General features: G+C 37.7%; 13 protein-coding genes, 1 pseudogene and 1 riboswitch. Of the genes and pseudogenes, 9 read left to right on the top strand and 5 right to left on the bottom strand.

The window, feature by feature from the left end; all coding sequences use genetic code 11:
* Positions 1–138 precede the first annotated feature (138 nt).
* Positions 139–1,242: an HD-GYP domain-containing protein gene (locus U8D43_RS06205; RefSeq protein WP_335870306.1), complete on the top strand. Its 1,104-nt coding sequence runs from the start codon at positions 139–141 to the stop codon at positions 1,240–1,242.
* A gap of 520 nt (positions 1,243–1,762) precedes the next feature.
* On the opposite strand, the pseudogene U8D43_RS06210 reads toward U8D43_RS06205, so the two are convergent.
* Positions 1,763–2,995: pseudogene (locus U8D43_RS06210) on the bottom strand (ISL3 family transposase).
* Between the two features lie 671 nt (positions 2,996–3,666).
* Positions 3,667–3,857: riboswitch (Lysine riboswitch) on the top strand.
* A gap of 123 nt (positions 3,858–3,980) precedes the next feature.
* Between U8D43_RS06210 and U8D43_RS06215 the strand changes: the two are divergent.
* From U8D43_RS06215 to U8D43_RS06225, 3 genes are all read left to right on the top strand, one after another.
* Complete coding sequence (locus U8D43_RS06215) at positions 3,981–5,519, top strand: Na+/H+ antiporter NhaC family protein (RefSeq protein ID WP_335870307.1); 1,539 nt, start codon at positions 3,981–3,983, stop codon at positions 5,517–5,519.
* A 289-nt stretch (positions 5,520–5,808) separates the two neighbouring features.
* Entirely contained in the window at positions 5,809–7,335 is a 1,527-nt protein-coding gene (locus U8D43_RS06220; protein WP_335870308.1) for a sodium-dependent transporter, read from the top strand.
* On the top strand, positions 7,336–7,440 hold the full coding sequence (locus U8D43_RS06225; RefSeq protein WP_335870309.1) for a methionine/alanine import family NSS transporter small subunit: 105 nt from the start codon (positions 7,336–7,338) through the stop codon (positions 7,438–7,440). It begins immediately after the preceding gene.
* A gap of 177 nt (positions 7,441–7,617) precedes the next feature.
* Here U8D43_RS06225 and U8D43_RS06230 read toward each other — a convergent pair whose 3' ends face one another.
* Positions 7,618–8,607, bottom strand: coding sequence for a M23 family metallopeptidase (locus U8D43_RS06230; protein WP_335870310.1), 990 nt, complete (start codon positions 8,605–8,607; stop codon positions 7,618–7,620).
* Positions 8,608–9,033: 426 nt separating this feature from the next.
* On the opposite strand from U8D43_RS06230, the gene lipA reads away from it, so the two are divergent.
* Positions 9,034–9,948, top strand: a complete 915-nt coding sequence (lipA, locus tag U8D43_RS06235) for a lipoyl synthase (protein ID WP_335870311.1) — start codon at positions 9,034–9,036, stop codon at positions 9,946–9,948.
* A gap of 293 nt (positions 9,949–10,241) precedes the next feature.
* Complete coding sequence (locus U8D43_RS06240; RefSeq protein WP_335870312.1) at positions 10,242–10,637, top strand: hypothetical protein; 396 nt, start codon at positions 10,242–10,244, stop codon at positions 10,635–10,637.
* Here U8D43_RS06240 and U8D43_RS06245 read toward each other — a convergent pair.
* Positions 10,634–11,359, bottom strand: coding sequence for a YhcN/YlaJ family sporulation lipoprotein (locus tag U8D43_RS06245; protein WP_442893567.1), 726 nt, complete (start codon positions 11,357–11,359; stop codon positions 10,634–10,636). The genes U8D43_RS06240 and U8D43_RS06245 overlap by 4 nt on opposite strands.
* 479 nt (positions 11,360–11,838) lie before the next feature.
* On the opposite strand from U8D43_RS06245, the gene U8D43_RS06250 reads away from it, so the two are divergent.
* Entirely contained in the window at positions 11,839–12,117 is a 279-nt protein-coding gene (locus U8D43_RS06250) for a YutD family protein (protein ID WP_335870314.1), read from the top strand.
* 22 nt (positions 12,118–12,139) lie between these two features.
* Here the strand turns inward: U8D43_RS06250 and U8D43_RS06255 are convergent, their stop codons facing one another.
* Together U8D43_RS06255 and U8D43_RS06260 are read right to left on the bottom strand one after the other, a co-directional pair.
* Positions 12,140–12,403 carry a cytosolic protein gene (locus U8D43_RS06255; protein ID WP_335870315.1) on the bottom strand — a complete coding sequence of 88 codons (264 nt, stop codon included), beginning with the start codon at positions 12,401–12,403 and terminating at the stop codon, positions 12,140–12,142.
* A 93-nt stretch (positions 12,404–12,496) separates the two neighbouring features.
* Entirely contained in the window at positions 12,497–12,763 is a 267-nt protein-coding gene (locus tag U8D43_RS06260) for a DUF3055 domain-containing protein (RefSeq protein ID WP_335870316.1), read from the bottom strand.
* A 291-nt stretch (positions 12,764–13,054) separates the two neighbouring features.
* Between U8D43_RS06260 and hepT the strand changes: the two genes are divergently transcribed.
* Both hepT and U8D43_RS06270 read left to right on the top strand, forming a co-directional pair.
* Complete coding sequence (hepT, locus tag U8D43_RS06265) at positions 13,055–13,492, top strand: type VII toxin-antitoxin system HepT family RNase toxin (RefSeq protein ID WP_335870317.1); 438 nt, start codon at positions 13,055–13,057, stop codon at positions 13,490–13,492.
* A 348-nt stretch (positions 13,493–13,840) separates the two neighbouring features.
* Complete coding sequence (locus U8D43_RS06270) at positions 13,841–14,605, top strand: TIGR01457 family HAD-type hydrolase (RefSeq protein WP_335870318.1); 765 nt, start codon at positions 13,841–13,843, stop codon at positions 14,603–14,605.
* Positions 14,606–14,744: the final 139 nt, after the last annotated feature.

Below are 14,744 nucleotides of genomic sequence, written 5' to 3' on the forward strand. Positions count from 1 at the left end.
TAAAGAGGCTGTTTTTTTGACTGGAAAAGTCATACCAGGTTTCTTTCATGGAACTATTGCAATGAGGGTAGATTCCTTTATAATAGAAGATATTAGTAAAACTTGTCGAATAATGAAGGATATTCATAGGAGAATGCTATGAGGCTACTATCAACCAGAAATCTAAATAAAGGCATGGTACTTGCAACATCCGTCTACAGTCCTAAAGGGCAAGCACTTATTCGTGCAGGTGTTTCCGTAACAACCCGAATGATTCAACGCTTGGTTGATTTAAACATCCAGTATGTTTATATTGAAGATGTTCAATCAGCCGGAATTTATATTCAGGATCCGGTTTCAAGTGAGCTTAGGCAAGAAGCTATCTCAACGATTGAAGCGTCCTTTACAGGTCTTAATAAGTCATCTGCATCTGCAAATGCTTTAGTATTTGAAAAGAATTCAAAAGTTTTTAAAGGAATTATTCATACTGTCTTAAGAGGTATAAAGGATAACCCTGATCTTCAAATCGTCTTATCGGACGTGTTTACCTATGATTCTTATATTTTCCAACATTCTTTTAATGTGACGTTGTATTCGTTAGCGATTGGAATGGAGTTAAAGCTCTCTGATAAGCAATTAGAAGCGATTGGGATGGGTGCCATTCTTCATGACGTCGGGAAGATGTTAGTCCCTGAAGAGATTCTCTTAAAGCCAGGACGTTTAACAGAAGAGGAATTTATCGAAGTAAAGCGTCATTCAGAATATGGTTTTGAAATTCTACGAAAGCTTCATACCATATCCTTAACGATTGCTCATTGTGCGTTTCAACATCATGAACGGTTAGATGGATCAGGATATCCGCGTGGAATAAAAGAAGAAGACATTCATCCATTTGCCAAAATCATTGCTGTAGCTGATGTATTTGATGCCGTAACGTCAAATCGTGTTTACCGAAATGCGATGCTACCTCACCAAGGGTTGGAAATTCTTTATTCTGGCGCAGGTACCTTGTTTGACACAAGAGTGGTAGAGGCCTTCCGCAACTCGGTGTCGATCTATCCCAATGGATTAACGGTCGTTTTGAGTGACGGACGAAAAGGAATTATAGCAAAGCAAAATAAAGGTTTATCTGATCGTCCTGTCGTGAGAATTATCGAAGAAGAAGGTCAAACCATCAGCTCGACGTATGAAATAGATTTAAAAATAGAACTTCATTTGGTTATAACGGATTGTAATATCGCTATGCACTATGATAAGAATTAATGCCCACTTTTCGCAGATTTGAAGAGTGGGTGTTTTAATAGAGGCTCTTTTTTGTGAAGATAAATCTCTTTAAACCCCCGCTGTTGATTTCAGTTGGTGGTCTAGGTGCCTCCTTGTTTATCCTCAGGACATTGAAAGAACTCCTTAGAATAAACTGCTTAGGCATTTTCTAGGGTAATCCGCTCCAATCAACTCTCCGAAAAGTCAACCATACTTGTAATACAGTTAAAATAAGGCTCTTCGCTATTTAGTGTTGAAAAAACAAATTACGAGACTCCATACACGACCAAAATTTAATAGTATTGTGTCTTAGCTACCACCAAGGTCAAAATCAAAAAACGGACAAGGGAATGAGTTCAATTGCTCGCTCTGCATTCACCACCTGTTACATGAATATCGACTCCATTGAACGGACATACTTATTCATGGACAAGGGAATGGGTTCAGTTGTGAGCGATGTATGACTCCAAACTGTTACTCAATCTTTTTTGTTCGAGCAAAATAAAGGAATGACAATCATTTATTGTCTCATAATCAAGTCCATCTTGTTTACTGTGGCGTAAATCATCGCTATAAAGTTTTCAGGAGAACGATATCCGCGAGCTTTTCTTTTTGCAGCCTGTACTAAACTGTTTATTCCTTCAAGAAGTCCGTTGGTCATTCTTGTTTTAAACCATCTTAATATGCCGATTTTATGCCTCTTTAGAGATCGAGCCAACTTAATTATTGGTTCCAGTCGGGATCGAGTTGCCCAGCTATACCACTCATCAAAGTATAATTCTGAGATACCAGCTGATCTGGAAAACATTTTTTGTAGCCCTAATTTCATACGGTATGCACGACCTGTTGCTAAATCCATATCCTTCAATTTGACATATTTATTCTTTTGTTTTTCGGTAAGATTTTCTTGGTTTTTGAGCCATGTATATCGTGAATTCTTTAGTTCGGGTTGGGTGGCTTGTTCTTGTCTTCGGACGTTGTCTACTGCTTCGTTGATAAATTTCATCACATGAAATTTATCAAATGTAATCGATGCTTCAGGGAAATTCTCCTCTATACCTGAAATGAACTACGGAGACATATCACAACAGAAATCTTTGATTTGAGAACAAGGAACCCCTTTACTATCAAGGAACTGACAGAATTCCTGTAACACACCTGCTCCTTTTCCAGTCGTAACAAAAATGACTCGCTTCGTATCTGTGTCAACAAATAATGTCACGTATTTGTGCCCTCTTTTACGAGACGTTTCGTCCATGGCGACACTCTTTACATTTGATACATCAATATTTTCAACCGCTTTATCCACGTAGTGTTTAAAGACTCGCCAAAGGCGGGTATCGTGTTCACCAACTTTACGAGCAACTGCGGCAACAGGCATTTCAACCATCAATGACAGCACATGATAGTCAAATAACAAAGAAAATCCGGTACCTGGTCGTGCCCAATCAATTTTAACCGTACGAATTTTTCCGCATGATTCACACTTAACCCTAGGCATTCTTGCATGTAGAAATGTTTGGTACTGCCAAAAATCAAGGTGCCTCCATGTACGATCCTGATCTTGAATATCGTGAACCTTACATCTGGAAAATCCACAGTTAGGACATGTGAAATCTGCCCCTTTTCTGTATTCAAGATAAATGTGAAGTTCTTTATCTTCTTTTGCCAACTCATAATGAAAAACGTACCAAGGTTCAGGTATTTCTAAAGCAGCCTCGAATACATTAAAATCTTCTTGGAAATCTTCCATAACGCCATCAGCTCCTAGGTATTTTCATAGTTTCTACCCAGTATTGACAGTTATACAAGATTTTAGACTAAATACTAAATAGCGAAGAAGCAAAAATAAATAGGAACTATACTTGTGAAAAAGTAGAAACAATACTTTCTGATCGAGGTGTGAGTGCTAAATCATCTGGATTTCGGATACATTGTTGCTAGTTCGATTGAGTATCACTCAAACTTGGAATCGCCTTCTTGATAAAGAGTTCACTCAAAGATAGACGATCGAACCTTATTGAAAAATCTTTTCTTGCAAATAGAAACATTCTTGGTGAGAACAGCTTTATTAGGTAAGCTGTTTTCGAATAGGAATAAAACCTTTGACTTGTATGACTTCATCCCCATTTCCTAATGAAAAACTCTTCATTACTAGATAAATAGTAGGGACCAATCGAAAAAATTTACTTCCTGTTTTCTATGTGCCAAGTGCAACAAAGCATATGAAAAGAGCTATTAGACAAGAAAGCACTGGAAAATGGTTTGGTATCTAGTTTATGGCGTAATTGGCCTTTTCTTTGTCCTATTTCCGTGTGGAAGAGGCTCATCTATAAATATTTGAACAAATTGATTGCCAATACAATGATTTACTGCTATATTAATAGACATGTTAAAAAATTAAATAATATCCTAATCAAAATCCGATGGGGTAGAGGATGCAAGTGTTATGAGTAAACTGTGTGAGGATGACAACGTTGATCACAGTTGAAGGGAACGTTTGCCGAAGTAAAGTAGAAGGGTCAAATTCTTCTTTGCTGGGGTTATCTTGAAAAAGGGTAACACTGTCATTATAAAGGAATGTTTGATCTTTATAATGGGGAGCTACAGATCGTGATGGAGAAATGTCTATATTACTAAGGTAATGATAGCTTCTCTATCATTACCTTTTTTGTATTTCTTCACACATACAAAATGGTTCCCCTCCCTGTCTTACCAAATAGGAGGAGGAAAACAACATGGAAAACACAATTTACTCATTATTACCACCACTCATTGCCATTTTAATGGTCGTCTTAACGAAAAGGGTACTTCTTTCGTTGGGGACAGGAATTATTTCGGCAGCCCTCATTTTATCTCAATTCAATCTTTTAGAAACGTTGACGATTATTTGGAACTCTTTTAAAGCGATTTTCGTCAATGGTGGCGAACTGAATACTTGGTACGTCTATATTATTCTGTTTTTGCTTTTACTCGGAATGATTACTGCATTTATTAATCTTTCAGGTGGAACACGCGCGTTTGGAGAATGGGCGATGAAGCGTGTGAAAACACGAGTTGGCGCACAACTTGTTGCAGCAACCCTGGGAATTATTGTTTTCATCGATGATTATTTCAATGCACTTGCGGTTGGACAAGTGGCACGTCCATTAACCGACCGTCACAATGTCTCTCGTGCAAAACTGGCCTATATCATTGATTCAACGTCTGCACCGATATGTGTCGTATCTCCTATCTCAAGCTGGGGGGCCTATATTATTACTATCATTGCAGGGATTATTACGGAATATCAAATATCTGAGTACTCAGCTTTCTCGGCATTTGTTCAAATGATTCCAATGAATTTATATGTGTTCACGGCTATTGCGCTCGTGTTTATCACTACTGTTCGTGGCATTGATTTAGGGCAAATGAAAGTTCATGAAGATAGAGCTATGAAAACAGGCGAAGTGTATGATAATGAAAAAGAAATTCCTGGCGAATTAAAAAATGATCTTCCTGTTAGTAATAAAGGGAAAGTAATAGACTTAGTGTTACCAATCGTTGCCTTGGTTATAGGTACTATCGGATCTATGCTGTGGACAGGCTATGATGGAGATGCAAATATTTTTGTTATTTTAGAAAATACAGACGTGGCCGCATCGTTATTATATGGTGGATTAATCGGGCTAGCGGTGGCGCTTGTTTTACACCTTCTTAAAGGGACGGACCCTGCCACAGTTTCTCTTGGTATGTGGGAAGGGATTAAATCAATGCTTCCTGCCATCTACATTTTGATCTTTGCTTGGATGATTGTCGGATTAATTGATTCATTAGGAACGGGCATATATCTATCGGATCTTGTTAAAGAAGCTAATCTTCCACTAGGATATTTACCTGTTTTACTCTTTATCGTTGCTGGTATCATAGCCTTTTCAACGGGAACGTCATGGGGCTCTTTTGGGATTTTACTTCCGATTGCTGGACAAATTGTTGCAGCGACTGACATTGAGATGCTATTACCATCCCTTGCGGCCGTTCTAGCTGGAGCTGTTTTTGGAGATCATTGTTCTCCTATTTCAGATACAACGATTTTGTCATCAACAGGTGCGGGTAGTAATCATATTGACCATGTGATCACTCAGCTACCATATGCATTAACGGGTGCAGTCATATCGGCGCTAGGCTTTTTGGTATTAGGTTTCTCGGGCAGTACATTACTAGCCCTTATCACCATAGCTACCTTATTAGTGGCCTATACGCTCGTTATGGGCAGAAGAGTAGAAAAGCACGGTTAAGTAAAACATCTCAGCCATTGTTGGCTGAGGTGTTTTTTGTTTAGAGGAGATCTAAAATTGAAAAAATATTGATCTTCATCAGCGAAGCTTGGCAATTATTTTCAAGCAATAATAAATGTTCTGTATTAATCGGTAAAAACATAGGAAATTCAGTGGGTTTCGACAAAATAATACTTTGACTTTTTACCGATTCGTGATTATACTTGTTGATAGATTATACTAAATAATCAGAAAAATAGTAATATTCTAGTATTTATAGGTGCTAGGATATACATGGGGGGAATTGTCAATGGAAAATCGCCCACAGTGGGGAACAAGAGCTGGTTTTATTCTAGCGGCTGTTGGTTCAGCAGTTGGTTTAGGGAATATTTGGAGGTTCCCAGGGGTCGCGTATGAAAATGGAGGAGGAGCATTCTTTTTACCGTACTTATTTGCATTATTAACTGCCGGAATTCCGCTACTCATTCTCGAGTTTACGATCGGTCATAAGCACCGTGGTTCCGCTCCATTATCGTATGCTAGAGCTAGTAAAGGTAGTGAGTGGATGGGATGGTGGCAAGTGATGATCTCATTTGTCATATCGACATATTATGCTGTCATTATTGCTTGGGCTATGGCCTTTGCCTATTTTTCTATTAATTTACAGTGGCAAAATAGTGAAAACCCAGTTAGCTTCCTAGTTGGAGACTACTTAAAGTTATCCGATCCAGGTGTTATGGGAGATTTAGTGCCAGGTGTTTTGATTCCCTTAATTCTTGTTTGGGCGATTACGCTAGGGGTATTGTTTGCTGGAGTTAAAAAAGGAATTGAACTTGCTAATAAAATCATGATTCCTGCTCTAGTAGTCTTGTTCTTAGTTGTCGTAATTCGTGCACTTACTCTTGATGGTGCTGCAGAGGGATTAAATGCTTTCTTTAAACCAGATTGGGAACGAATTATGGAGCCTTCAGTTTGGGTAGCCGCTTATGGCCAAATCTTCTTTAGCCTATCTATTGCCTTTGCGATTATGATTACCTATTCTAGTTACTTGCCAAAAAAATCGGATTTAACGAATAATGCCTTTATTACAGGATTTGCTAACTCAAGTGTTGAGTTACTTGCTGGTTTTGGTATCTTTGCTGCTTTAGGTTTTATGGCGCAATCTCAAGGGGTAGCCTTTGCAGATTTAGATGCTAGAATGACTGGAGTATTATTAGCTTTTGCTGTATTCCCAGAGATTATCAATCAGTTCCCTGCATTTAATGGATTGTTTGGATTCCTTTTCTTCACGTGCTTAGTACTTGCGGGTCTTTCCTCATTAATCTCGATTGTAGAGACTTTCGTTGCAGCTGTATCGGAGAAATTTAATGTTTCTCGTTCAACAGCAGTTGCAGTGGGTGGTGGTTTGTCTGCTGTTCTCTCTTTATTGTTCGCGACTCAAGGAGGATTGAATTTCCTCGATGTAACGGATGAATTTATTAACCAATTTGGTGTTGCACTTGCTGGATTATTTGAAGTTGTCTTTATCGCTTGGATTGCGAAGCAGCTAACACCACTTCAACAGCATGCGAACTCTGTGTCTGATATTAGACTAGGTCTATGGTGGAAAATTTGTTTAGGCTTAATCACACCACTTGTATTAGGTTATATGATGTACGGGAAAATTAAAGAACGTATCATTAACAGCTATGGTGGAGGCGATTATCCATTAGAATTTGTCTTCAATTTTGGATGGGCTGTTGCAATTGGTGCAATGCTCGCAGCGGTTTTATTAACAGCTAAACCATGGAGTCGTAATACAGTTGAACTTCCGGTTTCTAAGAAGGAGGTATCTTAAATGGATACGAGTGCAATTGTAATGATGTTAGTGGGTATTATCGTTATTTGGGGCGGTTTAGCCGCAAGCATTGCTAACGCAGTCAGAAAATCAAAAGCAAAATAATGATGGAAGAGAGCATCGATTTAATCGAAGCTCTCTTTTTTTTGAAGCACCTAATCGGATAGGAATAAAATCCTTGATTTATTTGACTTAGTGCTAGGAGCAACAATGTATACGAAAAAAGCCATCTTAAATCAATGGTAAAGTTTAAGGCGTCTTGTACCTAGTTCCAAGCGCCTTTTATCTTTTTTGACGGTCATGACGCTCCCATAATCGTAAGTGAGGGTAGGAATCAAATGACCACTCCGTATGGCCGTTGTCTTTATACATTCCGTAGTGTAAATGGGGCGGGAACTTTCCGGATGTACCAGGTGGACCGTAGCCAGTGCTTCCGACACCTCCTATTAGTTGACCAGGCTTAACGGCTTGACCAACCGATAAATCCTTCGCAAATCCATTCAAATGAGCAAAATAATGATAGGTGTTATTGATATCCCGTATACCTAGACGCCATCCCCCGTATTGGTTCCATCCTTTCATTTCAATGATTCCGTAACAGGTCGATCGGACCGGAACACCGTAGTCAGCAAAAATATCGGTTCCTTCATGGATTCTTCTTCCACCCCAACCACGTGCGTCTCCCCATGTGTTTCGGTAGCTATAATTAAAATTTTGGGGCAGGGGAAAGGCTTTATCCTCAAGCTTAATGGTTCCATAGGTTTGATATATTTTGGCCTTGCCCATGATTATTCCGACGGTTTTATCTCGTTTATAGTAATTCCATAAGCCGATTTTAAAATTGTCTTCGTCAACACCAAAGGCAAGAATGTGCTGACTTATTGTCATTAGAATATCTTCATTATTGAAAGAATCTGCTTTTCCATCTAAATCACCATCGAGCCCAATGCCGTTAAAAAAGGAGATGGATGCTGGGTTTTGGTCATCCAGATTAGGATTTAATTCACCTGCCCATTTCTCTTTAGGGATATAAATTGAAATGATTCCCTCAGGATTAGGAATATCACGCCTTGAAAATCGCCAACTTCGCTCATACTGATCAATCGCCGCAAGGTAATACCATGGAATTTGTGTAGTAGTTTCGAATTTTGAATAGAGTTCCATCCGTAAACGGTAATGATCAGCCGCACTTAATTCTTCTCCATTAACAGAATAGGGTTGCAAGGATGAAAGTAAAAAGAGCAGAACGATAAGATATAGAGCTTTTTTCAAAATTTACCTCCTCCTTCGTCTAGCTTCTTATCTCCTTCCCTTATTGTGTGACGAGAAAGGAAATTCATTTATATCAATAAATGGAAGCCAACCCACTTCACTTGTTTTCATCTTTTCTGTATGATAAAGTGTCACAAGAAGACTTTTGTCATTTTTAAAGACTCTTTTCTATACATAGTTGCTATTTAGTCTAACTTTAGGGTTGTTTCTTCATTTTACTGGTGATTCACTTCAAAGATAAACAAAAAGATGCCCTGAAACAAAACTAAATCATCGTTTATAGACTGGTTGGAAAAGCAAAAATTTTGCAAAAATGCCTTTATAAATGATTTTGATGTCTAGCTTCAGGCGCATTGCGTATTTCTTAAAAATATAGATGTTTTGTTGTAAACGTACCAATGAAAATCTAGATTGGGGATGAGATTGATGAGCAAGAAGGATGAATACATACGTAAACCGGATTGGTTGAAAATAAAGTTAAATACGAACGAGAATTATACAGGTTTAAAGAAAATGATGCGTGAGAAGAACCTTAACACGGTATGCGAAGAAGCGAAGTGTCCGAATATCCACGAATGTTGGGGGACTCGCCGTACGGCAACTTTTATGATTCTTGGAGCAATTTGTACTCGTGCTTGCCGTTTTTGTGCCGTGAAAACGGGACTTCCTACTGAGTTGGATTTGCAAGAGCCAGAAAGAGTAGCAGAATCAGTTGAATTGATGAATTTAAAGCATGTAGTCGTTACCGCTGTAGCTCGAGATGATTTAAAAGACGGAGGATCTGGAGTATTTGCTGAAACGGTACGTGCCATTCGTAGGAAAAATCCCTTTACGACAATTGAAGTTTTGCCATCTGATATGGGTGGACATTATGAAAATGTAAAAACGCTAATGGATGCTAAACCAGATATTTTTAACCACAATATTGAAACGGTTGAACGCTTGACGCCAAGAGTACGTGCTCGTGCAAAGTACCATCGCTCGCTTGAAGTATTGCGAATGGCGAAGGAGCTACAACCAGAAGTTCCAACGAAATCCAGCATAATGATTGGACTTGGTGAGACAAAGGAAGAAATTATCCAGACGATGGAAGACTTACGTGCTCATAATGTTGATATTATGGCCATCGGTCAATATTTACAGCCATCAAAAAAACACTTAAAGGTTCAGAAATACTACTCACCAGATGAATTCGGTGAATTACGTGAAATCGCCATGAAAAAAGGCTTCAGTCATTGTGAAGCAGGCCCATTAGTCCGTTCTTCTTATCATGCAGATGAGCAAGTAAACGCAGCTGCAAAAGCGAAGCAAGAACAAGGGGATACAAAAATAGAAGCATAGCTTGGGAAATGAGGTCAGTGGAAATCCACTGATCTCTTTTTTTAAGGCGGTTATTGCGATGATCTTTGCTTTGCGCATTTAGTAAATATATAGTGGAATATTTTTTCGTCTATTTTTGATGAACTTCAACAGTGAGATGGAGGATTTAATCAAAAATTAGATGATATAACTACAATGTATGTGATAATAGCTGTTAGAAATATCTTCATGAGTAAGGAAAAGCAAAGGAAATTATTGAAGATGTAAGAAGACCTTTAAATCGAGATGAACTGAATTTAGAACCATATAAATACATGAATGAAGAAGAAATTCAAGAATTTAACAACGTTATTAAAATTTATGTATTGTCAGATGAAAAGCTCTCTAACGAAAATGAAAATATTTTTAGAGAATTTGCAATGGATTTAGTTGATAGTAAAGATTTTTGTACACTAATATTAGATTTTCGTGTAAATGGAGGACTATTTGAAAATCTGCCATTAGACCTAGAACCAAAAGATTATCAAATGATTCTGAACGAAGTGAATTCTACATATGATATTTCTAATTTAAACTTAGCTAACCTATTATATTTATCTCAAGATGAATCAAAAGCACCTTTTAGAATAGACAGTAGGAAAAGGTCTAGTCTAAAAGGCGCTTTTGATTGTTCTGATAAACGGGTACCCAACGTCTTTTTTAATCTTTAGTTCATTGCATCAGGGGTGGTAAAGTTGTACCGTTTAGCACCATTGTATTTTGTTAGGTTCAAGCTGTGTACATCATCATCTTTCTTTTCTGTGTTCATTTCTCCATTCGGGTTTTCTGATGTTTCAACATCTCTCCCTTGTGGTGAACTTTCGAGCATTAAGTTCACAACGTCGTCGATTTGATTCATTGATCCTTCTGAAGTAGAATCAAGGGGAGCTAGATTTTCTACATTTTGCATCAGCATAGTATCATCCGTTACGTACACATGATACCATCTAGGGATAACTGATAGAGCAGTTTTCTTCACTTGATCGGCGACATTAAAGCGACTTTTGTCATCTTTAGCGTCCGTATGATAGGCAATTAATACTTCCTCATCTGTTACAAGTGTGGCAGCGTCATTGACCTTTGGTAGTGTAACTGCCAGCTGACTGATAATATCTGCCATTTCTTCTCTGTTTAAGGAATACAAATTTCCACTGGACATCGTATCGCCTTCAATAGGACTTTTTTGATGCCGAACATATCCGTAATTTGCGGATTCGCCGGGGACTATATCGCCATTTCTGTTATATATATCTTCACGATCACTGACATTAATTGTATTCCCGTTTTCATGATAGAGCTCCTTATCGTTGGCCAAATTATTAGCGCAACCTGCTCCTAGGATAGTGAAGGATAAAATACCTGCTATAGTCATTGATGTCTTCAATGTAAGCACCTCCTCACTCATTAGGATGAACATTGTTTTTATTTTTCTACTTAGTAATTAATGGAGAATACGTTATAATTTAAGGAGAGACTAAGGAAACTTAGAAAAAAGAATAATTAGGCATGGCAAAATTATTTTACATATCCCAAGTAAATCACTATTGGGATTAAAATGAATTTTTTTATGGTGGCAAGCGAGGTCAGGTCTATAAGTTTTTTCGTTCTATTCCTTACTTTATACTTAGAAATGAAACGTTGATAGGAAAAGAGCACGAAGTCATAAACGTAGAATTTTACTCCTATTCAAAAAGAAACATTAGCAGCCAATAATAAAAGAGCAGTTTTCGCAAAGTTTGTGGCTTTTCGGATTCGTCTGTTTTTGATAGAAATCAACAGTGAAATGAAGCATTGAATCAATAATCAGATAAATTAGCCACAATGTATACGAAAAGAGCCTAAAGAAAAGATGGCAAGAGAGAGGTGAACAAGATGATTGAAGTGAATAAAATAAATTATGAGATTTTGAAAGAATATCGCGAAGGATATGATGATGAAGCATTTAAGGCTCGTTACAGTGATATTTTAACAAAATATGATTATATTGTAGGCGATTGGGGATACGGGCAATTGAGATTGAAAGGTTTTTTTGAAGATCAAAATCAAAAATCATCCTTTGATAGTAAAATCTCCACCCTAGAAGATTATTTATTTGAATACTGTAATTTTGGATGTGCCTATTTCGTATTAAAGAAAATAAAAAGCAAGTAAGGTCATTGACCTTACTTGTTTTTTAATGGTCAGGATCATCATGAGTGGGATGAGCACCGTCCATTTGCCTTGGTAGGTCTTGGTGAAGCCCTTTAAACTCATAATTAAATGCACTATAATATCTTAGTCCTGTTTTCCAAGGAGTTGTTTTGTTTTCCACTAGCATATGCTTACCACGAGGACTACCGTACGCACCCTCAGGTAATTGTTCGGGAAGTAAAAAATTTCTTTGCGCCTCTACATTGGAGAAATCATGATACTCTTCTTCGTCTGAAAATGAATTCATTTATAGCCCTCCTTTCTTCTAGTATGGAAAGAGGAGAGGGATTCATACAGCAAACTTGTTTAAGTTGACAGAAATGAGGAAGGAGGGATATTGTTAAATGATTTCAGTTAAAAAAGAACGGAGCTCATCGCCTTCATCGCTTGAAAGCTTAAAAACCTGCTCTAAGTAATCGGGCTCCTCTAAGTCATCTGAACCAATAATAGCAAAACGTCCACCTTGAATATCGAGCACGAGTTTTTTACCATAATAGCGGTCAGAGGTCATAATGGCTAAGTCATATCGCGAGCTTTCACCCATGAAGCTAACGAAGCGGGTTTTGGTCTCTTCCATATCATCATACAAGAAAAATCGATCATTCATTATTAAATCCAGCCTTTCTTTGTCACATTTCTTCTACATCCTATCATATCAGAAAAAGGTTATTGAAGCTTTTTTGTGCTAAAATAAGAAATGAGAATTTTAAGGAAGGCTCTTTGCGTCTACATCGTTTTTATTTCATTTTAACTTAGATGGAATTCTCCATATAGTTGTTGAATTCCAGCAAAAATAGAGGTAAAGATGCTCCGAAACAGAGCTATATCAAAGTGTATAGACAGGTATGAAAAATAATAAACGTTGCGAAAACAACCTTAAGGAAAGAAGGGTATTTACGTGTATTTTGTTGATAGAGAAAAAATAGAGGAAATGCTGACATTTATGGATCAACAATTAGCTCAAATACAAGCATATCCAGAAATCTCGACTCCACTTCAACAGGCGGCGATTGAACGATGGACTCACATCGTAATTGAAGCAATTTTAGATGTTGGAAATAGTATGATTGATGGATTTATTATGCGCGATCCCGGTAGCTATGAGGATATTGTCGAGATCTTAACGGATGAAAAAGTTATTACAGAAGCGATGTCTGCTGAGTTAAAGCGGATTGTTTCTTACCGGAAAATGCTTGTACAACAATATACTAAGGTGGATCATGAATTAATTCTTAAGCATTTTCACCAGCATATGCAAACGTTAACTTCATTTTCAACAAATGTCAGAGAGTATTTAACTCATGAGCTTGGACCTGTTTCAGCTTTCCGAAATTAAGGTAATGAACGCTTTCGTTATGAAAGCGTTTTTATTATAAATTAAGGCTATTTTCGCAAAGTTTGTGTCTTTTCGAATAAGAAGGAATCCCGTGACTTGTATGATTTCGTTCTCTTTTCCTAATGAAAAATTCTTCATTTCTAGATAAATAGGAAGAAATCAATCGAAAAAACTCTACTGCCTGTTTTTTCTTTGTGTCAAGAGCAAAATAGCATACGAAAAGAGCCAATAAAAAAGAATGAAATTTTTTGGTTTTTTTCTGGGTGACAGAAGCAACAATAACTATGAGTAAAATTCTATTAAAAGAGTATATCCCTATTTCTGGGATTATTTGAGAGGAAGAAGAACATGAAACATTATCAAGGGTATTTAATTGATTTAGACGGAACGATGTATCGCGGTAAAGAAAAAATTGAAGAAGCGGGGGATTTTGTTCATCGATTAAAAGACAAAGGAATTCCCTATTTGTTTGTCACAAATAACTCATCTAGAAGGCCGGAGCAAGTAGCAGAGAAACTATGTAAATTTGATATTCCTACAGAACCAAATCAAGTGTTCACCACTTCAATGGCAACTGCCAATTACATGGCAACCAAAAAACCAGGTGGAACAGCATATATTATAGGAGAAGAGGGCATCCGTTCTGCTGTGGAATCAAAAGGACTAACGATTGTTGATGAACATCCTGATTATGTGGTTGTCGGCATTGATCGTGGGATTACGTATGAAAAGTTGGCTCTCGCTTGTTTAGGAGTTCGAAATGGCGCAACGTTTATTTCAACGAATGGTGATATCGCTATCCCGACTGAACGTGGTCTCCTTCCTGGGAATGGATCACTAACATCGGTTGTTACGGTTTCAACACAAACACAGCCAATTTTCATTGGGAAACCGGAAGCGATTATTATGGAGCAGGCGTTAAAAGTACTGGATGTACCAAAAGAGAATGCTATCATGGTGGGAGATAACTACGACACCGATATTTTAGCTGGAATCCGAACTGGGATGGATACGTTACTCGTTCATACAGGAGTGACAACAAAAGAAATTCTCACCCAAAAAGATATTCAACCAACCTACACTATTCATTCTTTAAGTGAATGGAAAGTCTAGTCAGTATGCATATTTCCTAAATCAAAAAGCAATCCTTTGGGGATTGCTTTTTGATTTGGTTCTTAAAGGTGTAGAACGGTTTAGGGAGAGGTTTTATCGTCTCTCTATCCCTATACTTCAAAAAGGACCGTCTCAAAGA

Source organism: Bacillus sp. 2205SS5-2 (assembly GCF_037024155.1).
Lineage (GTDB): Bacteria > Bacillota > Bacilli > Bacillales > Bacillaceae_K > Bacillus_CI.